The 23,549-nt window shown below is 42.6% G+C and carries 20 protein-coding genes and 2 tRNA genes; 8 read left to right on the top strand and 14 right to left on the bottom strand.

From position 1 onward, the window contains the following. Positions 1-399: 399 nt before the first annotated feature. Positions 400-1,023, bottom strand: coding sequence for a YccT family protein (locus EDI28_RS05875; RefSeq protein WP_128782861.1), 624 nt, complete (start codon positions 1,021-1,023; stop codon positions 400-402). Between the two features lie 132 nt (positions 1,024-1,155). Between EDI28_RS05875 and EDI28_RS05870 the strand changes: the two genes are divergently transcribed. Next, on the top strand, positions 1,156-1,914 hold the full coding sequence (locus EDI28_RS05870) for a sulfite exporter TauE/SafE family protein (protein ID WP_128782860.1): 759 nt from the start codon (positions 1,156-1,158) through the stop codon (positions 1,912-1,914). Positions 1,915-1,955: 41 nt separating this feature from the next. On the opposite strand, the gene EDI28_RS05865 is transcribed toward EDI28_RS05870, so the two are convergent. Continuing rightward, a complete protein-coding gene (locus EDI28_RS05865) occupies positions 1,956-3,146 on the bottom strand; it encodes a class I SAM-dependent methyltransferase (protein ID WP_128782859.1) in 1,191 nt (396 codons plus the stop codon). 190 nt (positions 3,147-3,336) lie between these two features. Continuing rightward, positions 3,337-4,737: a methyl-accepting chemotaxis protein gene (locus EDI28_RS05860; protein ID WP_128782858.1), complete on the bottom strand. Its 1,401-nt coding sequence runs from the start codon at positions 4,735-4,737 to the stop codon at positions 3,337-3,339. A 98-nt stretch (positions 4,738-4,835) separates the two neighbouring features. On the opposite strand from EDI28_RS05860, the gene yccX reads away from it, so the two are divergent. After that, positions 4,836-5,078 (top strand): acylphosphatase, encoded by a 243-nt coding sequence (gene yccX, locus EDI28_RS05855; RefSeq protein ID WP_128782857.1) that lies wholly within the window; start codon positions 4,836-4,838, stop codon positions 5,076-5,078. 102 nt (positions 5,079-5,180) lie between these two features. Here the strand turns inward: yccX and tusE are convergent, their stop codons facing one another. The 4 genes from tusE to EDI28_RS05835 form a co-directional block, all read right to left on the bottom strand. Next, the gene (gene tusE / locus EDI28_RS05850; RefSeq protein ID WP_128782856.1) at positions 5,181-5,510 is read right to left on the bottom strand and encodes a sulfurtransferase TusE; all 330 of its coding nucleotides are present in this window, start codon (positions 5,508-5,510) and stop codon (positions 5,181-5,183) included. Positions 5,511-5,647: 137 nt separating this feature from the next. After that, positions 5,648-6,313 carry a Bax inhibitor-1/YccA family protein gene (locus EDI28_RS05845; protein WP_128782855.1) on the bottom strand — a complete coding sequence of 222 codons (666 nt, stop codon included), beginning with the start codon at positions 6,311-6,313 and terminating at the stop codon, positions 5,648-5,650. Between the two features lie 369 nt (positions 6,314-6,682). Next, the gene (locus tag EDI28_RS05840) at positions 6,683-7,894 is read right to left on the bottom strand and encodes a transporter substrate-binding domain-containing protein (protein ID WP_128782854.1); all 1,212 of its coding nucleotides are present in this window, start codon (positions 7,892-7,894) and stop codon (positions 6,683-6,685) included. A 253-nt stretch (positions 7,895-8,147) separates the two neighbouring features. Continuing rightward, positions 8,148-8,858, bottom strand: coding sequence for an adhesion domain-containing protein (locus EDI28_RS05835; RefSeq protein WP_233353280.1), 711 nt, complete (start codon positions 8,856-8,858; stop codon positions 8,148-8,150). Between the two features lie 559 nt (positions 8,859-9,417). Here EDI28_RS05835 and EDI28_RS05830 point away from each other — a divergent pair. Both EDI28_RS05830 and EDI28_RS05825 read left to right on the top strand, forming a co-directional pair. Next, positions 9,418-9,508, top strand: a tRNA-Ser gene (locus tag EDI28_RS05830). A gap of 41 nt (positions 9,509-9,549) precedes the next feature. After that, positions 9,550-9,626: transfer RNA gene (locus EDI28_RS05825), tRNA-Asp, on the top strand. A gap of 150 nt (positions 9,627-9,776) precedes the next feature. Here the strand turns inward: EDI28_RS05825 and tpx are convergent. The 3 genes from tpx to exaC form a co-directional block, all read right to left on the bottom strand. Beyond that, complete coding sequence (gene tpx / locus EDI28_RS05820) at positions 9,777-10,286, bottom strand: thiol peroxidase (protein WP_128782852.1); 510 nt, start codon at positions 10,284-10,286, stop codon at positions 9,777-9,779. A 56-nt stretch (positions 10,287-10,342) separates the two neighbouring features. Next, positions 10,343-10,594 carry a hypothetical protein gene (locus tag EDI28_RS05815; RefSeq protein ID WP_128782851.1) on the bottom strand — a complete coding sequence of 84 codons (252 nt, stop codon included), beginning with the start codon at positions 10,592-10,594 and terminating at the stop codon, positions 10,343-10,345. 68 nt (positions 10,595-10,662) lie between these two features. Continuing rightward, positions 10,663-12,171, bottom strand: coding sequence for an acetaldehyde dehydrogenase ExaC (gene exaC / locus EDI28_RS05810; protein ID WP_128782850.1), 1,509 nt, complete (start codon positions 12,169-12,171; stop codon positions 10,663-10,665). A gap of 608 nt (positions 12,172-12,779) precedes the next feature. Here exaC and EDI28_RS05805 point away from each other — a divergent pair. The 4 genes from EDI28_RS05805 to EDI28_RS05790 all read left to right on the top strand — a co-directional run bounded on the left by EDI28_RS05805 (position 12,780) and on the right by EDI28_RS05790 (position 15,399). Then, on the top strand, positions 12,780-13,592 hold the full coding sequence (locus EDI28_RS05805; RefSeq protein ID WP_233353295.1) for a transcriptional regulator: 813 nt from the start codon (positions 12,780-12,782) through the stop codon (positions 13,590-13,592). Then, positions 13,576-14,058, top strand: a complete 483-nt coding sequence (locus EDI28_RS05800; protein ID WP_128782848.1) for a hypothetical protein — start codon at positions 13,576-13,578, stop codon at positions 14,056-14,058. Before EDI28_RS05805 ends, EDI28_RS05800 begins: the two co-directional genes overlap by 17 nt. A gap of 12 nt (positions 14,059-14,070) precedes the next feature. Next, positions 14,071-14,553, top strand: a complete 483-nt coding sequence (locus EDI28_RS05795) for a hypothetical protein (protein WP_128782847.1) — start codon at positions 14,071-14,073, stop codon at positions 14,551-14,553. A gap of 285 nt (positions 14,554-14,838) precedes the next feature. Next, positions 14,839-15,399: a nucleoside 2-deoxyribosyltransferase gene (locus EDI28_RS05790; protein WP_128782846.1), complete on the top strand. Its 561-nt coding sequence runs from the start codon at positions 14,839-14,841 to the stop codon at positions 15,397-15,399. Positions 15,400-15,834: 435 nt separating this feature from the next. On the opposite strand, the gene EDI28_RS05785 is transcribed toward EDI28_RS05790, so the two are convergent. The 4 genes from EDI28_RS05785 to gltS all read right to left on the bottom strand — a co-directional run bounded on the left by EDI28_RS05785 (position 15,835) and on the right by gltS (position 23,333). Further along, entirely contained in the window at positions 15,835-18,162 is a 2,328-nt protein-coding gene (locus tag EDI28_RS05785; protein WP_128782845.1) for a cytochrome c peroxidase, read from the bottom strand. A gap of 456 nt (positions 18,163-18,618) precedes the next feature. Next, positions 18,619-20,892, bottom strand: a complete 2,274-nt coding sequence (locus EDI28_RS05780; RefSeq protein WP_128782844.1) for a cytochrome c peroxidase — start codon at positions 20,890-20,892, stop codon at positions 18,619-18,621. 692 nt (positions 20,893-21,584) lie between these two features. Further along, positions 21,585-21,821, bottom strand: coding sequence for an HP1242/YdcH family protein (locus tag EDI28_RS05775; RefSeq protein ID WP_128782843.1), 237 nt, complete (start codon positions 21,819-21,821; stop codon positions 21,585-21,587). 288 nt (positions 21,822-22,109) lie between these two features. Beyond that, on the bottom strand, positions 22,110-23,333 hold the full coding sequence (gene gltS, locus EDI28_RS05770; RefSeq protein ID WP_128782842.1) for a sodium/glutamate symporter: 1,224 nt from the start codon (positions 23,331-23,333) through the stop codon (positions 22,110-22,112). Positions 23,334-23,549: the final 216 nt, after the last annotated feature.

The raw sequence follows: 23,549 nt of genomic DNA, 5'->3' as shown, positions 1-23,549 counted from the left end.
AAATTCGGCGTATTTGCTCTTTAGATTCGCCGTGAAATAACTATAGAAAAATAACCTCGAAAGGAATCTATTATTGTCGATTTTTACATGGCAAATCGCAAAAAAATGCTGATGGTGTGTAAATAAAACAAGCTTGTTTTGCACCGAGAAGCAATTGCCGGAGGCGATTTGCAGCAATGGGTTAATATGGTTATAGCGAATGAATTTGCTGATTGGGTAAAGTTGGTAAAGTTGACGGAAGGTAGTGCAGTGTCATTTGATTTAGTTCCTTGCCTTTATCAACAAATACTCAAAGAGATGAAGGCTGAAACGTATTTAATGTTAATGAATTAAGCCGGCAAAAAGAAAGGCTCAGCGATGCTGAGCCTTTCTTTTACTACAAGTGTCAGTCCTGAGCCGTTATGACTGGTTGATGCTTGCTTTGAAGCGCTCACGTGTTGCTTCGTCAGCCTGGGAATACCAGTAGTTAAGCATATTCTCAGCAACATTTTTACCTTGTTGCTGGGTATCACCGACAGGGGCGATAGCTGGCAATGTGGTGATTGCTACAGCGGACTTAAGTGCGGCAGGCTTGTCTGTTAGGTTGTACTGCGCAATTTCCTTTTCTAGATCACGTCCGAACTGTAAACCGTGCTTCATGAGTTTATCTTGCTGAAAATCAATCGACTTCCCTTGGCCATCTGTAAGCGTCAGAGCAGGACTTTTGTTGAATCTCTGGGTATCTTGCGCCGTGCGAAGTTTTGGTAGTTCAAGGTGGTAAGTTGAATCTTGACCAGAAAACTTCATGATGACTACATCAGATTTGAACAGCTGGTGTTCTCCATTTTCACGGTAGCTATCTTGGTAACGGAACGCGACTTGGTTTTCTCCGTTGCTCAATAAAACGGGGTCGTTTCCGTCGGCTTCAAGGCCGTTGACTAGAACGAGCTCCGCGCTGTAGGGAAGTTCTAGTTTGACATTTGCAAGAGCAGAAAAACTTAACCCGCATGCGGCTAAGGCTAGAATGGCAGTACGAAATTTCATGTCGGTTCCTTGATGGTTCTATAATGACAGCAGTTTGGCGCTCACGGCCTGAATATAACCTGAATGCTGTAGCGTATAGCGCAAAGATTAATGTATAACTGATACAAAATTAAATAGGAAGTTGAAAAGTATATGGATATCACGCTTCTTCAAGTTATTTTGTTGTTGGTTACAGGTTTTTTGGCTGGCATTATCAATACGCTGGCTGGAGGAGGATCAAATCTGACGCTGCCGGCACTGATGGTCATGGGAATGCCTGCTGAGGTTGCCAATGCGACTAACCGGGTAGGAGTCGTGATCCAGGGACTGACTGCTGTCGTCGGATTTCGTAAGCACGGTAAATTAGACACATCTGACACTGTGCCCATTTTGATCCCGTCTGTCGTCGGTGGCTTGCTTGGGGCCGCGGGGGCTGCTTATGCCCCGCCAGAGTGGATAAAGCCGCTACTGCTTGGCACCATGTTGGCAATGGCTTTTATTATTCTGGTTAAGCCTTCTATTGTTGCACCCGAGCCGGGTACGCTTAGCCGAAAAGTGATGGAGACACCTAGCTCCTGGTGGGGATTAGGTCTTGCTGGTTTCTATGGCGGCTTTGTACAGGCTGGCGTTGGTTTTGTACTACTTGCGGCTCTCGCCGGTACGCTTCGCTATGATCTGGTTAGAGCTAACGCGTTAAAAATGTTGTGTACGTTAGTTTTTACCATCGTTGCGCTGGGACTTTTTGTTGCTGAAGGGCTGGTGATGTGGGTACCGGGGCTGATTCTGGCTTTCGGGACAATGTTTGGTGCAAACTTAGCTGTTAAAATGGCGATCAAAGCCAAACCTGAAACATTGAAATGGTTTTTGTTTATTATGACGTTATGCGGCTGTATTGCCGCCAGCCTGAGCTAGGAAAGAAAGCCAGACTTTAACGCCTGGCTTTCTAACGTCTACTATTTCACGTAGCAGGCGAAGCCTTTTAGGTAGAAACCTTCAGGATAGGCACTATCCAGAGGGTGATCAGCCGCTTGGCTGAAGCGTTCTATAAACTGGACTTCACGTTTTGCATCAAGAGCGGCATCAGCAATAATTTTCTGGAACAGGTTATTGTCCATCAAACCTGAGCAGGAGTAAGTCAGAAGCGTACCGCCAGGCTTGAGGATTTGCATCGCCAGCATATTGATATCTTTGTAACCACGACATGCGCCAACCAGCTGAGATTTAGATTCAGCAAATTTTGGCGGATCCATGATAACCACATCAAACTGTTCGCCGCGTTCACGGTATTCTCGCAGCAATTTGAATACGTCAGCATTCACAAACTCTGCATTTTCAACAGGAAGGTTGTTCATTTCTGCGTTGAGTCGAGCTGTATCCAGCGCTGGCTGAGATACATCGACATTGATTACTTCGCTCGCACCGCCTTTAAGCGCATATAGGCCAAAACCACCGGTATAACAGAAGCAGTTAAGTACACGCTTGCCATCAACATATTTGACAGCGGCCTGGCGGCTATCACGTTGGTCGAGGTAGAAACCTGTCTTGTGGCCTCCCGCGATATCAACATTGATCTTAACGCCATTCTCTTCGATGGTAACGAATTTTGGTGGTTCTTCGCCAGAAAGTACTCCAGTTCGTTGCTTCAGGCCTTCTTTCTTACGTACAGAAACATCAGAACGCTCGTAGACATTGCAGTCAGGATAGCAAATGTTCAGTGCTTCAATTAACGCTTCCTTCTGTGCTTCTGCACCGGCGCTTAATAGTTGGCATACTAAATAGTTCTGATAGCGATCGATGGTGATCCCTGGAAGACCGTCAGATTCAGCTGCGATTAGGCGGTAACCCGTAAGGCCGTCACGCTGTGCCAGAATATCTCGTAGACCTTGCGCGTTGTTTAAGCGGTTAACGAAGAAATCTACATCCACAGCTTCGTTTTTATTGAATGTCCATATCCGAACACGGATTTGAGATTGTGGAGAATATGCACCACGAGCCAACCATTCGCCCTTATGGTCGAAAATCTCAACGGTTTCACCAAGAGAAGGTTTACCTTCCATTCGTTGAATACCACGTGAAAAGACCCAAGGATGGCGGCGGCGAAGTGATTTTTCTCGGCCTTTTACCAGATAAATTGAAACAGTCATGACTTGCCCAGTAAGGAGTTCGGAATGGTCGCGTATTATGTTGTCCGTAAAGTGGAAAAGCAAATTTATCTTATGGCTAGCGGCAGGGTAAATGTACTTGATATGTATTGGTCGCGGCAAATATTTAGGTAGCTGTAAACAAAAAGGGGGCGCATAGCTGCGCACCCTGAGATCGCCACAGAGTATTAATTTAAGCTTTAAGACCACTCATTAATGATTCAAGCTCTTCGGCTTGTCGGTTCAATCGTTCTATTTGATTGGCCGACTGGGTTATCACGTTACAAATCTGGCTTGACTGGGAGCGAACTTGCTCGACGCTGGTCGCGATATTGTCAGCGACAGCTCCTTGCTGCTCAGCGGCGGCTGCGATCTCGGTACTGCGGTCAGAGATGAGCTGGTTACGTTCGGTGATCTGATTGATTTCACTGTCAACAGAGTCCATGAGCTGTTCGCTGCTACTGGCATTCTCAACCGTGTTCTTCATCACCCCCATGAGCTGTTGGCTGTTTTGCTGCAGGGATTCGATCATTTGCTGGATTTCGACTGTAGCGCTTTGTGTTCGGCCCGCCAGCGTTCGAACTTCATCGGCAACGACTGCGAAGCCTCGACCTTGCTCGCCGGCACGAGCAGCTTCGATGGCTGCGTTAAGTGCGAGTAGGTTGGTTTGTTCTGATATGCCATTGATGGTTGTCACAACATCATCGATTTTCGCCGCATTGCTATCCAGTTCAGTGACGGCATCAGATGCCTGACTGATATCGGAGCTTAGCCCTGAAATGGCTGAACGAGTTTGATTTACCTGAGCTCGGCCGTTTTCAGAGACTTGTTGAGCTTCTCGTGTTTGCTCCGAGGTTTCATGAGCATGGGTTGCCACTTCACGGATTGATGTCGCCATTTCTTCGGTGGCACTGGCCAGAGAGTCCAAGTGCTGCTGCTGTTCAGAAGAAAGTGACTCACTTTCATGACTACGCTGACGTAGATCGCTGCTGATTTGCTGCATCAAGGCGGTTGCCTGCTGTGTTGCCTGAACCAGTTTTTGTTCTCTTTTGCTAACACGGTCAATTGTGATTGCGAGAGTGCTAAATTCGTCACGGACTTTGAAGAAATTGAGGCGATTGGTTAAATCACCATCAGCGAGCGCTTGCAAAGCTTTGTTGGTCGTGAACATAGCACCGCCAATGAAGCTCATGATGTAGTACACAGCAACCAGAACAACAATCAGTATAATGGCTATTATGCTGATTTGAGCGGGAGATAGGTAGTTGAAAAGGTTAGGTATGCCATTGGTGGTGATTGAGTAATTCATACCCGGTACCACAGTCGACAGTTCGGCACTGCCGATTTGGAGATCGGTTTTGGCGAGCAAGGTGGAAGCATCAGATTGGCTAACCTTGTACTCAGACAACAATGCAGCGGTTGAGTTTAGTTGATTAGTCGTGATTTCAATACGTTGTTCACCTGCGGCATCAACTAAAATTGCACTGATACTTAGAACTGCAACGATTGGAAGCAGGAAGAGAATATAAAATTTTTCTTGTATTGTTATATGAATGAGATACTTATCGATCCATCGAAAGGCAACTTCTTTCATTAGGGCATCCTATGTTTAGCTGGTGGTATACCGCGGCTTATTGATAAAGCGCATACTAAGCATTTATCGGGATAGTTAGGAAATTCTTGAGGTGATCCATGTCGCAAATTTGTGTAAAAGCTATGATCAAGGGAATGGTGCAGGGAGTTGGATTTAGGTTTCATACTGCACATGAAGGGCTAAAGTGCGGGCTTACGGGTTATGCGAAGAATTTACCCGATGGCAGTGTTGAGGTATTGGCCTGCGGCCACGAAGAAAAGGTGAGCCAGTTATTGCATTGGTTGAATACAGGTCCGAGAACCTCAAGAGTGGACAGCGTGGAAGCTGAAGAGATTGAGTAGCGTCATATTGATGGCTTTGAAATTATGTAGAGCTAGAACCTAGAACCTAGAACTGAAAGCTCTGGCTCTAGGTGCCAGGATCTAGTCACCAGCATTATTGGTTTAGATGCATTTAACTGGCTTGGGTAGCCCAGCTAGCTTGGTGGCTTGCTTTGCCGGCCCTTTAGGAAAAAGCTTATACAGGTAGCGTGAGCTGCCCTTTTCTTCGCCGTATTTTTTAGCCATCGCTTTAACTAGCATGCGAATGGCCGGAGAGGTATTAAACTCTTTGTAGAAATCACGTACGAAGTGAACTACTTCCCAATGTGCTTCGCTAAGCTCAATTCCTTCTTCGTCAGCAAGAAGGGGAACAAGCTCAACTGACCAGTCATCAATATTTTTCAGATAGCCATGAGCGTCTGTTTCGATTTGTTTGCCTTCAAATTCAAGCATGGTGTGCCTCGATATTTTGAACGGGGCAAGAATAGTGATTAAGGCATAAGGCTGCAAGTAAAAGTATCAATTGGTGAGCTGAGATAATAAAAAAGCGCCTTTCAAGGCGCTTTTTTTCAACGAATTAATCGCAATGATTAATCATCACCACCCATGATACCGAGGATCTGAAGCAGACTCAGGAATAGGTTGTAGATAGATACATACAGGGTCACTGTTGCAGAGATGTAGTTCGTTTCACCACCACGAACGATGTTCTGGGTGGTCAGCAATATTGCTGCCGATGAGAATAGTACGAACATACCGCTAATAGCTAGTGAAAGCATTGGCATCTGCAGGAAGATATTAGCAATAACTGCCACCACAATAGCAACGAAGCCAGCAAGGATCATTCCGCCAAGGAACGATAGATCACGCTTGGTTGTTAATGCGTAAGCCGAACATGCCATAAAGGTTAATGCTGTACCGCCTAGTGCAGGAATAATGGCATGGCCCATACCAGCACCGATGTACATGTTCAGAATCGGTCCAAGGGTATACCCCATGAAGCCAGTAAGAGCGAACGTAAAGACGATACCTAAACCGCTGTCACGGTTCTTTTCCGTCAGGAACATCAGGCCGTAAAAGCCAACTAAAGTAATAATCAGGCCTGGGTGCGGAAGGTTCATTGCCATCGCGGAGCCTGCAACTACAGCTGACCAAACAAGGGTTAGCGATAGAAGAAAATATGTATTGCGTAGAACTTTGTTAGTTGAAAGTACGCTTTCGTAAGCTGAGCCACGATTGACAATACGATCGTTCATAAAACACTCCCCTCAGGGTTAGTTATGGTGATAGCTGATATGACATATATTGGGGTATTCGCTTATAAATGCAAGTCATCAATACACATTTAAGGGAATACTTATTGCTATACGCCTGCTGTAAGTAGTTGACACAGATAATACTTAACAATTCATTATCTTGGTTCTCTAAGTTGTAAATTAATGTTTCAACTCCTAGTTGGCTCACATAATTGGTAAATAGTACTGTGTGAGCTGGCGGTTTTGGCAGCGTTTGGAGTAGAGGAGAGTTGGGTTGTCGGATTTAGGTCACAAGGTTTGCTGTTGGTATTAACTTTATGTTGATTGAGCAGGGGAGATTGATCCCCCCTTGATATTTTGTGGCGGAGGTTATCGAATTGGTGGAGCGTACTGAATACCGCCATCACGCCAAAGTGCATTCACATCACGTCTTACCTTGAGCGGGGAGCTCATACCGACAGTGCGCTCAAAACTTTCGCTGTAGTTACCGACTTGCTTGATCACCTGGAAACTCCAGTCATCATTTAGGCCGAGTCCTTTTCCTTTCGGGCCGTCTAATCCAATGAGGCGACGAATATTTGGATCATTCGAGTTTTTCATATCATCAACGCTGATAGAGGAGACCCCTAAATCTTCGGCATGTAACATGGTATAGAGGGTCCACTTGACGATGTTGAACCATTGATCATCCCCTTGGCGAACCGCTGGTCCAAGTGGCTCTTTGGAAATAAGTTCGGGTAGTACAATAACAGAGTCTGGATCATCCATGCCTAACCGGTGTGCATAAAGTGCTGACTGATCGGTAGTCATCACATCACACTGGCCGGTCTTGAAACCGTTAACGGTTTTGTCTTCTGTATCAAATACGACTGGCGTGTACTTCATCTCGCGAAAGCGGAAATAGTCGGCAAGGTTCAGTTCTGTTGTCGTACCAGACTGGACACACACCGATTTACCATCAAGCTCTGTAGCACTGGAAATACCAAGATTTTTCTTAACCATAAAACCTTGCCCATCATAGTAATTCACGCCAGCAAAAATTACTCCCAACGCGGTATCACGGTGGAGGGTCCAAGTTGTATTTCGGACTAACAGGTCAACTTCACCTGATTGAAGGGCAGTAAAACGTTCTTTTGTGGTTAGCGGGATATATTTTACTTTTGTTTTATCGCCAATCGTGGCTGCGGCAACGGCCTGACAGAACTCTACATCTAATCCTTCCCACTCGCCGTTTGCATTAGGGTTAGAAAAACCGGGTAAGCCAGTGCTCACCCCGCATTGGACGTAGCCTTGTTTTTTTACCTTATCAAGGGTGCCTCCAGATTGTTCGGTGGTAGTTTTGTTACTGGAAAGTTGTTTCTCGAGGCTGGCAATTTTGTCTTCTAAAGCGCTAGCATCGACGTTTCCTGCAGCTGTTGTGAGCTGTTCAGGTTCAACTTGTTCTAGTTGTTTTTCGAGGGTCTGGATTTTAGCTTCTAGCGATTTGATCAGTTCTTTGTCCTGAGCACTATTACTGTCGCAGCCTGTGAGTATTAGTGCCAGAATCGAAATGGCCAGAGATAACTTTAGTGTTTGCTTCATAGTTATGTCCCGTCGTTCCAAATGAGGATAAAACAAAATTACGAGAATTATTTCTTATGTAGGTTCAATAAATCTATGCAATTCGTATCAATATTCAGTATAGGAATAGATTGTAAATCTTCTAGTAATCGACTTTTATTTCAGTTCTGGACAATGGGGGGGGTAAGAAATCGGGGGAGGAGGAAGTAGCTGGTGGCTAGCCGTTCGAATAGGCCACGTCGTCAAGGAAGGACGCGGCCCATTTAAGAGGGGTTTAGTTAGTTGCTATCACACAGGTCGTATACAGCAAAGCAAGAGGCCGATATTCATCCCGTTGTCCGCTACGAAGGTTTAAGGTTTCGATTTCACCTGAGTAAACACTAATCGTATTGCTCCAGTAACTGGACTTGATTGGCCAGTTGTTACGGAGAAGAAAATGTTGCCCGCGGGTCTGGAGCTCTTTTAGTTCTGCTGACGTTGGCAATCTTAGCCCGTATCGTTGACACCAGTTTTTAGCCGTTGCGAAGTTTACCTTTGACCAATATTCCCCGTGTTCACGAACGAACATCGGTGGCATCTCCTGAGTAGAGTTGATGTTTCTTGGTAAATGGTACTTTAGGTTGTTAAAGGTAAAAGAGTAGATGATGGAGTTTAATACAACCCTGTTTTCAACCAGAGTGCTCTTGGTAGTGCTCTCTTTGCTCTTTTTTACCTTTCGTTCTTGGGCTGGCTGAGATGGCTTCTTCTCTTGTGGCCGAGAAGAGCGGCTCGTGCTTACTTGGCCGGGAATAGTGACTTGTGAACGAGTTTGGCGAATAAACGTTTCACCAAGTTTATGGCGAGCAAGCTGATCTTTGGCTGTTCGTGCTTGTTCATGGTTCTGAAAGGGACCAATTAAGCAGCGGGACTTGCCGTTGTCGGGGATTAGGTAACTATTTCCCTGAAACAGTTTGTTGATCGTTGTTGTGGCAGTTTGATTGGGCAAAGACTGACCATAATGGCATTGTACCCAAAAGCTGCTGTCACCATGTTTGGGTTTACGTCCCCATAATCCGTTGCCAATGTCACACTGAGGGTTAAGGTACCGCCAACCAGATTCAACTTTCTCTACCCTGCAAGTTGTCGAGTTTGGGTCAGATGCATAGCTGTTAGATGAAAAAAGGGGAGCAAGGGCGAGTAAAAGCCAGAGTGGAGGCCGTATTTTTTTCTGACAGATCATGGTGCTTATAACTCGCAGTAAAAGTATTTCATTTCTATGGAATCATAGAAAATGTCATATTTAAGTGAAATATCAAATAAAAGTATAGGCATACGGCGTTTTTTTTCCGAATTTGAGGTCTAGAGCCAATAATTTACTTAGTCAGTGGTTGTCGAGTGGAATAGAGTACTGCGGTGATTGTTTTTTATTGTGTGATATTTCAGCAATATTAAGTCGTTAACTGCCATAATATCAACTGTTTGTGCTCACTTTGATCTGTTGTCATTTTTTTGTCAAAAAAGACTTTACAGGAAATTCTGAAATCCGTATTATTCACCGCACTTACGGAGAGATGGCTGAGTGGTTGAAAGCACCGGTCTTGAAAACCGGCATACGTTTGTAGCGTATCTAGGGTTCAAATCCCTATCTCTCCGCCACATTCTAGATGTTTGATTTGTTTTGAGCATCATACAGAATTGGAGCGGTAGTTCAGTTGGTTAGAATACCGGCCTGTCACGCCGGGGGTCGCGGGTTCGAGTCCCGTCCGCTCCGCCAACACAACGAAGCCTCAGCAGAAATGCTGGGGCTTTTTTGTATGTGTTGAATTTATGTGCGCCCTGCACTCGATGAGTTCTCGAACAAGCCTTGCTTGGACGCAAACAGGAGAGCTTTATATTGCTATCAGGGTTTTGCTTGTTTATAGCATCAATCATTGGATGTGCGTAATGCTGAAACTACGGATTCATAGTCAGGTAGCTGGTTTATATCTTCTACAATTTGACTATGAGTGATTAAACCGTGTTCATTTAAGCAGAATACAGCACGAGCTGTGAAACCAGAGAGCATCGGATTATCAATCTTAATGCCGAAATCCAATGAAAATTCACTTGAACTGAAACAAGAAGCGGCAGTGATATAATCGAGCCCTTCTCTTTGACAGAACCTGTTAAGAGTGAAAGGAGTATCAACCGAAATACAGATAACCTCAACATCTTTCATCCTATAAGCAAGGCGATTAAACTCCCGAACACTTTCGGCACAAATAGGCATATCGACAGATAGAAAGGAAAATAATATACACTTCTTTCCATAAAGATCAGAATGAGTGATTGTATCGAAATCATCCTTAGTTAATGTGAATTTTTTTGTTACTTGCCCTACATTAGGAAAATCACCCAACACATTAATGGTACTATCGTGAACATTATTATTCATTACAAACACACAGAGTTATACTTTAGTTATACTGTCACTACCCTCAAGCATACCTTTTAGCAGAGGACGACTTTATCGTCACAAACTTTAAAAGACATCTTAACGTCATTAGCCAGCTTTAATATATAGCCAATAGTTTCATAACTATATTGTCCGTTGCATTCAAAACAGTCAACTTTAGGTTCTAAATCTAAAACACGATGTGTTTCTGCTCCATCATCAAAGAGAAAACCGTTTTCAGGTTGCTTGGTTTCACTAATTAATATTGGCAATATTTTATTAATGGAGTCGACCGTAAAAGTTATCATTTATCATCCCCTGGATAATATCGGGCTGACATTGTCAGCCCGGAAGTTAAAATTAAGCTGAGGTTAAGTTAAAAGAATCCTAGAGGGCTTTCACTATAGCTTACTAATAAGTTCTTGGTATTCTGATAATGATCCAGCATCATTTTGTGTGTCTCTCTACCAATACCAGATTTTTTGTAACCACCGAAAGCGGCATGAGCTGGGTATGCATGGTAACAGTTAATCCATACACGACCAGCCTCAATGCGGCGGCCCATGCGATAGGCTTTGTTAGTGTCACGTGTCCACACGCCAGCGCCTAAGCCGTACTCAGTATCATTTGCTATGGCTAATGCTTCTGCTTCATCTTTGAAGGTTGTCACGGCAATTACTGGACCGAAAATTTCCTCCTGGAAGATACGCATCTTGTTATGACCTTTCAAGATAGTCGGTTTGATATAAAAACCTTCATCTTCATTAATCGCTTCGCCGCCAGCAAGAACTTCAGCACCTTCAGCCTTGCCAATTTCAATGTAGCTTAAAATCTTGTCAAACTGCTCTTTCGATACTTGGGAGCCAACTTGAGTATCAGTGTCTAGCGGGTTACCTTGCTTGACGGTTTTAAGACGCTCTAACAAGCGATCCATAAACTTCTCGTACATTGATTCTTGAATTAATACGCGAGATGGACAAGTACATACTTCGCCTTGGTTAAAGAAGGCAAGTAACACCGCTTCCAAACATTTGTCTAAGTAGCTGTCTTCATGTTGAAAGATATCTTCAAAGAAGATATTCGGTGATTTTCCGCCCAGTTCAACTGTCGACGGGATCAAATTATCAGCAGCGCATTTTAAGATATGGTTACCGACTTCAGTAGAACCGGTAAAGGCAAGCTTCGCAATTCGCTTGCTTGTTGCCAATGCATTACCTGCTTCTTTGCCGTAGCCGTTAACGATGTTGAGAACACCTGCTGGTAACAGGTCATCGATGATTTCCATCATCAGCAAAATAGAGACAGGTGTCTGCTCTGCTGGTTTAAGGACGACACAACAGCCAGCAGCCATTGCTGGTGCCAATTTCCATGCAGCCATCAATAAAGGAAAGTTCCATGGGATAATTTGGCCGACAACGCCTACAGGTTCTGGAAAATGATAAGATGCAGTTGTACTGTCGAGTTCAGCGGCACTGCCTTCCTGGGCACGAATACAGCCAGCAAAATAACGGAAGTGATCCACAACTAAAGGTAAATCTGCGGCCAAAGTTTCACGTACTGGCTTGCCGTTTTCCCAACATTCGGCAATAGCAAGGTACTCACTATGTGCTTCAATACGATCGGCAATTTTCAGCAAGATATTTGAACGATCGGTAACACTTGTATTAGCCCAAGCTTCTTTTGCGTTATGTGCGGCATCTAATGCCAACTCAATATCAGCAGCATCAGAACGAGCGACTTTACAAATCAACTGTCCATTAGCTGGTGAGTGATTGTTAAAATACTCACCGTTTACAGGTGAAACCCACTGTCCATTAATATAGTTGTCATATTTTTCTTTATATTTAACCGTGGACTGTTCTGTACCAGGGATTGGATATAGCATTATTTATCCTACACATATTAGTTATATGATTTTTATGCACTTGTATGTTTAGTCAGCAGGGTGAATAGCGATGATTGTCGAGACCATCAGGTTATGCCTGCAAATAAGAGGCTGAAAAACTGCTTAACTAATATATCTTAAATAAACAAGTGCATAATTTACCTACAAGCTTTTAACTTGCTGATGATTAGATTACAAGTAAGGAAGCTTCTTATCTAGTAAACTATCATTAAGTATAATAGTTGATAAAAATCAACCAGTTACAGTTGAGTAATTACTCTACAAATGTTGATTGCTAATATCAGGGTTCTTTTTTCGTAAGGGTATAAGAAGAAAGCATAAAAGATAAACGACAAGTAATGTCTATAGCTAATAATCAACATTGTGAGTGTGAAATAAAATGCATTTGGTGGTTTATTGGTTTAGTTTTAACATGTTAACTGGCTGCGTTGAAAAGGCTATGTAGCGCAGATATTATGTGACATAATAATAAGATATATGTATGATGTGTTGACTTATAATAAAATGCTTATATCGATCTCACTCACATTGATACCTTGTGCGATTTTTAATAAGTACGAATAGTGAAAGTTAAGTGAGATTACTTGATGTGGGTTTTTAATCCTAATAACAAGATGCAATTGAGCAATAGTTTGTCAGGAGCATCAAGAAGCATTAAGTCGACAGAGAGTCGGATACTGAGGTTGTTGCTTGATAATCAGGATAAAGCAGTCAGGAAGGACGAGCTTATTGCTGAGACGTGGAGTGACAGAGTTGTATCTGATTCAAGCTTGACGCAGGCAATCGCCCAGCTTCGATTGGCTCTGGGAGACAACGGTAAAGAGCAAAAAATCATTAAAACGCTTCCCAAAGAAGGTTATCAGCTAATTTCTGGAAGTGTTTGTTTTGAAACCAGTTATTTAACAAAACGCCAAGAAATAATATGTGATAATGTCGCTGAAGCAGACGACAATACGGCTAAGAATAACGTTAGGCCCCCTCAGGAAAAAGTTCAGACTGGATACAAATATCAGCGCTTGTTAATTCAAAGCAAAAGAATCGCAGTAAAAGCGCTGGCCTTCACTGTGTTTATAGTATCAACTCTAATTTTCATCTGGGCCGCCTCGATATACATGCAAACACAGGCGGTTTCAAAGCGGCCTTGGTCCGTCGAGATTAGTGATGGCATCAGCTTCTACATCGAGGATAGCCGGGCAAGCGAGATGCTATACAAAGAGTTGGTTGGAAAAATAAGGAAGAATATTTCCAGGGTGTTTATATCGAAAAATCATGAGCAGTTTTATGTTGCATGTGTATACACTCCAGATCAGTACCAAGACCGGCAGATCCTGAATCTGACGTTCACCATTAATTACACTACAGATCAAATTAGGAAGCATATAAATGAGAGTTGCCAGTAAACTGCTCATCAGTTATGCCATTTGCGCATTTATAGTTTTTGTCAGTATTGTATACAAAAGCAATAATAATCGACCTGATTTTTTGTATGGTAATGATCAGCCAATTATTTATGCTGATGGCATTACTTTTTTCGAAGGTGGTTATGATGCTTTTAAGGAACTTCATACAATCGAACTGCATCCGCTCGGTTTTCATACGATGAGATCGAGTATCACATCAATGAACGATATGGAGATCTTCAAAAAAGCCTATTCCGTTTACTTTTTCAACGACTCATTATTTTCAGTAAAATTCACTGATAAAGATGACGACTATACGTCAGACCAAGAACCTGATCTTACTGAGTCGCACCTCATAGAGTATCCTCAAAAGGAATTCTTTCAGATTGTTTTCCAGAATAAAGAACTGTTCTGTTATTCAAGCATGCTGACCGACTCGGTTCAGTGCGTAAAGTTGATTACCTGAAAGGGCATTTAAATGAAGATTATCAATAAGTTCCTTGTCGGTTATGCAATTTGTGCATCTGTCGTTCTCGTCGGAATACTATTTAGAAATCACTTGAGCCATCCACTGTTCATGGTGGGTAACCATGATCCTATTGTCTATGGTCATGGTACTAAATTTTCTGAGCACAGTGTTTATAGATATAGAAAGCTTCATACTATTGAACATGGTGTTTTAGGGCTTTATCAAATGAAAACCACTATCATGTCTATTGATGAACAGAAAACATTTAAAAAAACCTATGATGTTCATTTTTGGGATGATGAGGTGTTTTCAATTAAATTGACAAGCAAGGACAAAGACTTTACGGGTGAGGATGAACCAGATTATTCCGAAGCGCATATACTTGAATATCCTCAAGAGCAGTTCTTTCAGATTATCTTTCAGGATCGCGAGCTGATGTGTTACTCGAGCCTGCTTACTAATTCAGTAAAGTGTATTAAACTGTTTACTTGATCACCAACTTCGTTAATTCTATTTTCACTGGCATGTAAACCTACCGTTTATTCCCTGAAGATTAAATCAATTCATCCGTAGCTTGCAATGAACACCAATCGCATTAGAGTCATTACTCTACTTTATATTGTTGTTTAGTAGTGTGATTTTAACTTAAGTCTTTTTAGGTATGTTTATTAGGCCAAAGAAAAAATACCAGATAATATTTCACTGACGTGTATTAAAGAACGCAATCTATAAGCAGTACTTTAATTTCTATTTATTATAATAAATGACAGTGAAACCATGACTAAAATTTATCTAGCCGGCCCTGAAGTCTTTTTGCAAAATGCCACTGAAATTGGTGAATATAAGAAAAAGCTTTGTGGACTTTATGGATTTGAAGGGCTCTACCCGCTGGACAATGTTCTTGAACTTAACGCTAATAATCCACAGGAAAATGGGCTCATGATTGCAAGAGCCAATGAAAAGCTTATCCAAGAGGCGGACGCAATCATCGCTAACATTACCCCTTTTAGAGGTTGCAGTTGTGATGTCGGTACAGCCTATGAAATGGGATTAGCCCGAGGATTAGGCAAACCTGTGTTTGCTTATTCTAATGACGAGCGTTTTTTCCTGCAACGCAATATTGAAGAACTTCCTGGTGTTAATCGCCTGTCTGATGAACTATTTGTTGACCATCAACAAATGACACTGGAAAACTTTGGATTGATCGACAATCTGATGCTTGATGGTTCCGTTGAGGCACCTATTATTCGTCATCAGTTGGTTGATAAAGCTCAAAAGTACAGCGAATTACTAGGTTTTGAACAGTGCCTGAAGCAACTTCAGAAATATCTCGAATAAGCGAGCTGCTCTAATTTCACCTGAGAATCTTGGCTGGAGTACTTGTGAATATTAGCTGACAATTCGTTATCGGCTAATATCGTTATGATCCGGGACTTAAAAACACCATTGGGGTTATATGCTTAGCTTAGTCATAGCGGTGATGGGCGCGAATCCTGAATATCTTAGCTGTAGTTTTATGATTGAAGAAGGTCTGAGCTTGCCAATCTGAGTTTCATGTTATGAGAGATGCTATTCGTGGTGGTTTGTCGGGATCTGCAAGGCTATCGTTACCAACTAATACTCTCTGTGGGTAATTAGGGTTAGCTATTGTATCTTGCACTAGATTCTAGGGGCAGATATGGTTTCTGTTATTGCGTACTCAACCGTACCGGATAGTTAAAGAAAAGCCTGAGTCATTTAACTCAGGCTTTGATTTGGATATGAAGCGGTTTGCTATCGGGTAACATCGATATTGACAGTAGCTACGTTTGATAACGTGCCATTTTCATCCATTACTTGGTATGTGAATGAATTATCAGTATCTCGGAACGCACGGTAGGTGAATGTTCCGTCACCATTATCACTCAACGAGCCATAACGAGAGTTTGGTTGGCTGACAATGGTAACCGCGCTAGGATCAATTGGAGATGATCCAGTCTTATCATTTGCAAGAACATTGATGACGATAGGCCGACGGTAAGAACCAGAAACGTAATCATCTACTGCTTCTGGGGCTTCTACCGGTGTGGATGTATCATCAACGTGACCGCCATTGAGGAATGGCTGAACGGGAGGAAGATTTTTCGCTGACCGTCCGGAGGCACCTATAGCTGGTATTTCAAGCCATTTTTCAATAGCTCGACTTGAACCATCGTCCTGTACAGTATATTCATCTCCTATTGCGCCAGATGGAACGAATATCTGTGGCCGGTCAAAGGGGGCTTTTTCCCAGCGAACTCGGTCGTCTGTTAATGACTTCAAGAACGCGACAAGATCAGATTTTTCGTTTTCGGTTAACTCAAGTGAGCGAATATCTGGATCAAGGTTAGAGGTTGTGCTGTTACCGTCAAACCCTGTTGAATCCGATGAGCTATCACTGGTGCGGTTACCTCCGCGGTTATAAAAGTTAACAACTTGCTCTAGTGATGCCATGCCACCATTGTGCATATATGGGCCTGTTAGCTCAACATTACGGAGTCCCGGTACTTTAAACGCGCCAAAAGTAGCATCCCTCTCATACGGATCAACAGGTTTTCCAGGATCGACTTCAAAGGTGGCTGGATCAACTTCGAAGTTATCTGGTGCATCTATTCCTGCTTTCATCTCTTTTGCTTGAATAGTAAATGAAAGAGGGTTGCCCCATTGGTCTTTACCGCCGACCCCGAGATCCTCTTTAGTCGGACGAACACCAATGTTATAGAAGCCGTTATCATATAGGGCTACATCTCCGTCTCCCATCAACATTCGTTCAACGAGTCCTTCCTCCTCCTCTTCGCCAATTAAATGTGTGGCTGCTTTAGAGAGCTCTGGGCCGCTGTGACAGTTTGCACAATTTCCTTTACCAATAAAAATTCCCATACCGCGTAGTTCGGCTGCGTTTAGGGCTGATGTATCACCGTCCATAAATCGGTCAAACCGTGAATCATCAGAAATTAGTGTACTTTCATACATTTGAATAGCTAGTCCCCAAAATAGACTGAAGTTATTTTCCATGTGGCTATAACCATCAACGAGCTGTGAACTCATCCAGTACTCTTTGTTGAATGCGTCCATAATCATGGTTCGATAATCCGCTATCAGACCATTTGCCGGGAAAGCACTCATAGAACCAAGCTGGCTGTCTGAACGATCTACTTGTTGCAGACCCAATGGTTTCAAACCTAGCAGTTTTCTGCCGACATTTTTAAATGTCTTTCCACCACAGGCCATTTCGAAATCACTTGTTACAGGCCCAACGGCTTGGGAGGCGGCGCTTGAATTGATCAGGTTGACCGTTTTGGGGGAGAGTTTATTTGTTTTAGCGTTATAGTGTAAAACGTGTGCATTTTTATTCCTACGCCCAAAAGGGTCAACACCATTGAAGGTGTTGTTGGCTCGGCCGTCCCAAAAATTGCGAAAGTTAAAGATTGCATTGATAACTGTCGGTGTATTTCTTGGTTCAACTTTTCGCGTTGCTATGTGTGTAACGTTGAAGATATCGTGTTCGGTGGTACATTTTTCTTTACCGTCATTAAACTCGGGAGGGTAGTCATTACCTGAAAGGTCGATAAATGTAGAAGCGAAGACTCCTTGAGACGAGGTAACATCATTAGTATCAAACAGAACGTTTGAATCTCGATCGTCGGGGTTTTCATATTTTCTGAAAGGGAAATCAAACGCGCTGAGGGTGTAGTTAGGCCCACCTTTTCCACCGGATAGGGTAGAGTCAAATATCTCTCTAAGCGTTTCATCAGTATGATTCAACCCGGGGCTTAATTGATTTTTTACTCGGCTATCTGCACCTGCACTAAAGTGGCAGCTACCGCAACTTTGCCCTTGGCTACCAACTTGCATGTCCCAAAATAGTGCTTTACCAAGTTTGATCGCTGCTTTTTTATTTTTAATAAATTCCTCTAATCCTGGAACTGGTGCTGGTTGTATCCCCTTTAAAGAGCTTATTGGGAAGGGTTCGCCTGCTGGTTCTACTTCAGCATAAACAGGGCTACCTGAGAGCCCAATTATATACCCTGCTGTTACTATCGCACTAAGGCGTAAAGTTAAATGATTTCTTTTATATTTCATAGTTTACTCCTAGCTTCCATTCATGACTAAAAATGTGATCGAGTAACAATTCATCACTCGCAATTAAATTATGACAAGTTTGTTTGTTCTCATTTATTACTATTGTGATAAACGTAATTTCTATATGTGTTGGGGCGGGTAGTATTTAGCTTTAATGGTTTCACAATTCCGATATATTTATAATTAATTGTTTTTCTATGATTATTTGTAGGGTGGTGATGTGGTGTGCAAATTTGATGGATATTGTTAAATATGAGAAGTAAACTATTTTACGGTCTTCTGGTTCTGAATTGATTTAATTTGGTTTTTTTATTTGAGATTTTTTATAACAATGCAGATTTCAACTTTGGACTGGTGATTGAATTGTATTTTACTAAACGCTGATATGATAAATTGAAAAGCCCGATACTTTTTTACCGGGCTTTGTATTACTCTAGCTGTAAGTTCTTTTATAGGTTAGCGAGATACCTTAATCTCTACCATTGCTGGGTTAGAGTATAAGCCGTCTTTATCTTTAATCTGATAAGTAAAGCTTGTATCGGTATTTCGCATAGGGCGGTAGGTCACCTTACCGTCACCATGGTTTGTCAGAACGCCGTAACGCATATCAGGTGCTTTGACAATTTTGACTGATGTATAGTCGAGTGGAGCGCTACCTGCTTTGTCATTGGCCATCAGGTTGATGGTAATCTCATGAGGGTAGGTAGCTTCGGCATAGTCATCGTATGCTTCAGGCTCGTCAGCGCTTTCTTCCAAGAATCCTTTTAGAGGTGGAAGGTTTTCTGCATAACGACCGTCTTTACCAACACTAGGCACTTCTACCCACTGCACAAGTGCCTTACCTGTTCCATCATCCTGTACACTATACTCATCGCCAACGTGGCCGACAGGGATGAACAGTTGAGGGTGATCAAACGGTGCCTTTTCCCAGCGAACACGTTCATCAGTCAATGACTTTAGGAAGGCAACTAGCGCTTTCTTATCGTCATCATCAAGGTTAGGTAGTGGACCTAGGTTAAACACCAGATTTGATGCCGTACCACCATGGCCTGAACTATCTCCGATAGGATTGTTTGGATCCTTTCTGCGGTTACCACCACGGAAGTAGAAGTCGATGACTTCATCCAGTGTTGCTAGGCTACCGTTGTGCATATAAGGCCCAGTTAGCTCGATGTTGTGTAACAGTGGGATCTTAAATGCGCCGTCAATAGCTGTTCTTGCCGTTGGATCGACAGGCCCACTGATAAGGTCACCATCCGGAGCTTCACCATTTTGTGCCTGACGAGTAAATGACAGTGGATAGCCAAAGTTACTTTGTCCACCAAGGCCGAGATCATCAACTGTAGGCCTTACACCGATATTCATGAAACCTCTATCGCGGAATGCTTGAGCAAATGTCGGACCAACAGGCCCCTGGCTGACAACAGAATCAGTATTTCCAGTTAAGTGCAGGGTTGCTTGACTAAATGCCGGACCACCATGACAACCTATGCATCGGCCTGCATTTGGTCCACCAAAACTACTGAAGATTTGTTGACCTTGAAGCTCGAGATCGGTGAGGTCCTCACCCTTTTCAAATCTCGAATGTCCAAGAGACACCAGCGTACTTTCGTACATCTGGATAGCCAACCCCCAGAATAGCGAGAAATTTTGTTCAATCTGGGTATAGCCGTCTTCATCATGGCGTGGACTCATCCAATACTCTTCGTGGAAGGCATCTCGGATAAGCGTGCGATAGTCTGTTTTTAGTCCTTTACCTGGGTAGGCACTCAAATAACCTAATGCACTGTCATTTGGGTGAACTTCTTGCAAGCCTAAAGGAACCAAGCGGAGGAGTTTTTTAGCCATTGTTTTAAACGGCTTGCCATCACAGGTCATTTCAAAGTTACTGCCTGGAGGCCCTACAGCCTGAGAGGCAAGACTGGAGTTAATTAGATGTGTTTTTTTCGGGACAGTTTTACCGTATTTCCTATCGTAGTACATAACATAGGCCCCTTCGTTATGAGGGCCAAATGGGTCAACGCCATTAAATATATTGTTTGCTCGTCCATCCCAGAAGTTCCGGAAATTATAGACGGAGTTAATTACTGTTGGTGTATTACGTGGTTCCACACGCCTGGTATTCATGCCGTTAACATGGAATATATCTGTTAGGTTTTCACAATTCTCTTTGCCATCTTCGAACTCAGCGCCGTAATTGCTGCCATTGAGATCAATGAACTTAGCCAAAGATACACCTTGTGAAGAAATAACATCATCTGTTTCATAGGTAATATCAGAGTCTCGATCTCTGGGAATATCAAGTTGGAATAGCGGGAAGTCTTCTTTGGTCAGTTCATAGTTTGGCCCGCCCTTGCCTCCTGATGGCAGCTCGGGATATCCGTCATAGTTAAATTTATCTTGGTTCTCTACCTTAGTACTTAGTACTCCTGGACTTATTTGGTTTTTAGCCCGGATATCAGCACCCGCTGAGAAGTGGCAGCTGCCGCAGCTCTGACCTTGACTACCTGTTTGCATATCCCAGAAAAAGGCTTTTCCGAGCTTTATCGCAGCATCATAATCTTTGATATATTCTTCGATGCCGGGTACTGGGGGAAGGTTATCGGGTAGATAACTACTTGGCTTTTCGGGTGAAGCCGCCACAGCTTGTTGAATTGAAGCCGCAAGCAGGCCCGTTGCTGCGATAAATACGCCTAGCCGCGCGTGTTTTCGCACATTCTTATTTTCCATTGTTTGCTCCTGGAAATCCCCAATGGGTTGCTTAAAGTGTTTATAGTTAGATTTAAATATCTTTTGCTATTTAATAATGAACGGAATTGAGATGGTTGTTGTTATTAAATGTGGGAATTATGGGAGAAGGAAGAATGCAGAAATTAAAATATTATAGACTTTTATTAATAATGGTTAATAAATTTGAAATAGAAGACAATGTATTGTTGTTGAGCCATTATTGTTATAAGTCATTAATGCTAAAGATAATTAAAAACAAGATGGTGTATTAGTAGTAAGAGGATAAATAAAAAGTTACTGACACTAGCACTATCATAGTAGAAATTTCATTAATAAAAAAAGACATTATGACTAGGATTAGGTAACTAAATATTAGCTTAAGTGAAGCTAAATTCTACCTTATGCTTGTGTGAACTTTTTCTCTAATACTTGCGTATTCGCTGGTTTAGTAATAAAAGACAGAACGATAGCAATGGTCGCTACAACTAGACCAGAGCAAGACCAACGATAACGGTTACAAAGGGTTTTGTTGGTGGTTCTTGATGTGCAATCAGACTTGAGATAATTGGGGAAATATAATGGCTATATGCCTAAGTTTGAGCCCCCATTACTAGTGAATGGGGGGATATCTATGTGAGAGGTTTGGCTAGTGTCGCTGGCAACGAGTGCTGCCAGCTCGTTATCAAAAACGGTCAGTTGGTTAAGATGCTGTAGATTTTATCCTTCAATTGAGCCCGCTCTAGTTTTAGTTGGAAAAAATGAGAATCTTCAGTTGGGACACTATTTCCTTCTAACCCTCGTATTCTGTGGTCGAGTTTGTGGTACCTGTCTGACATCGCTTTAAAATTTTCGTCAGCCATTTTCAGCTGCTGGATTTTGTTCTGCATTTCAGGAAACTCAATGAAGAGTGCGTGATTTTCACCTAACATCTTAATACTCCATACGTTTTGTGTGTGAAGTTCTGCTTTTCTTTGATTGCCTTATGAACATACCAAGCTCGTTAACATCTGGGATGAATGAGCTAAGTTGCACATTTACTACCAAGCAAAGAATGATATTCCGTCCTACTAGTGCAAATCACGTAAATTTCTTTCTGGTTGGTATTACTAATAGGGTTTGTATTAATAATAGAAGGAAAAAGCGTTATTGAGGCAATCGAAGGCACTAAAAAAGGCCAAGTGACGTTGTCACTTGGCCTTTTTGCGATTTGAGTCAGGTTACTGGATGAAGCTGATATAGGCCTGCAAGACAATCAGGTTGGCAATATCAATAAAGAAAGCACCTACAATAGGTACAACCATGAAGGCCTGAGGTGATGGGCCGTTCCTTGATACCAGTGATCCCATGTTCATAACAGCTGTTGGCGTTGCGCCCATACCGAAGCCACAGTGGCCTCCAGCGATGATAGCTGCATCATAGCTCTTGCCCATAAGTCTGAAGGTGATGAAGTAGGCAAAAATCGCCAAGGTAACCGTTTGTACGGTTAGGATCAGCAACATTGGTAACGCAAGTTCGAGTAGTTCCCAAAGCTGTAGGCTCATCAATGCCATTGCTAAGAACAGAGACAAGGATATAGTACCTAGGGCGTCGACTGTTTCTTTGTTAACTTTGTAGACTTTTGTTGTTTCACATAGGTTAGTTATGAATACACCAATAAATAGCGCATAGACAAAGTCAGGGATGCGTAACCAGCTAATGCCACAACTATCAACAAGCTCTTTGACATGAGCTGCACCTGTTACGCATATAAGCAAAATGAAGAGGACTTCAATAGAGTTCTTTGCAGTAATGCGATCTTCTTCTTGATCACTGTATGTGACTAGCTCAGGATGTTTGATGTGATGATTCTCACCATCACCGAACTCAGATTTTAACTTGTGCTTATTGATCAGCCGTTGTGCAACAGGGCCGCCGATAATTCCACCCATTATCAGACCAAATGTTGCCGCTGCCATCGATAGCTCAAGCGTTTGCAGGCCAAAGTTACTCGAAAAAGTTTGAGACCATGCCGCACCTGTACCGTGCCCACCTGAGAGAGTAATTGAACCGACGATAAGGCCAAGAAGAGGATCAAGCCCCAATAGCGAACTTAGGCTGACACCAACTGCATTTTGAATCGTGATATATAGTGTGGCAATACCCAAAAACAGAAATACGCGCGATCCGCCTTTTGCTAGCAGTTTAAAACTTGCGGCTAGTCCAACAGTTGCGAAGAACATCTGCATCAAGGTGTCTTTGATGCTTAGCTTAAATGTAACATCGATACCCTGCTGATGGAGCACTGTAATAAGTACAGCGACAATAAGGCCACCAACAATGGGCTCTGGAATATTATACTTTCGTAGAACCTTAACTTTGCTATTAATAAAGTAGCCAAGAAAAAGCACGATAATTGCAATGAGCAGAGATTCTAGCTCGTTTATTTGAATTATTGAGTTCATGATTATGTCTTTTCATACTTTTTTTAGGCAGCAATTTTAACCCTTAAAAAGCCCCTTGCCTATATTGCAACTAGGGCTTCGATAGTGTAGGGCCACCATGTGGTAAACTGTGTTAATTGTAATAATAAATAAGGTCCTTATATCCAACTTGCTCTTGTTGTGTGTGTTTTGTTTGTATTTGTTTTTTGGCTTGTGATTATTAGTTCGGAGGTGTAA

It is taken from the genome of Photobacterium chitinilyticum, assembly GCF_004104355.1.
GTDB lineage: Bacteria > Pseudomonadota > Gammaproteobacteria > Enterobacterales > Vibrionaceae > Photobacterium > Photobacterium chitinilyticum.
The sequence above is the reverse complement of the archived record's forward strand: the minus strand, read 5'-3'. Positions and strand labels throughout refer to the sequence as shown.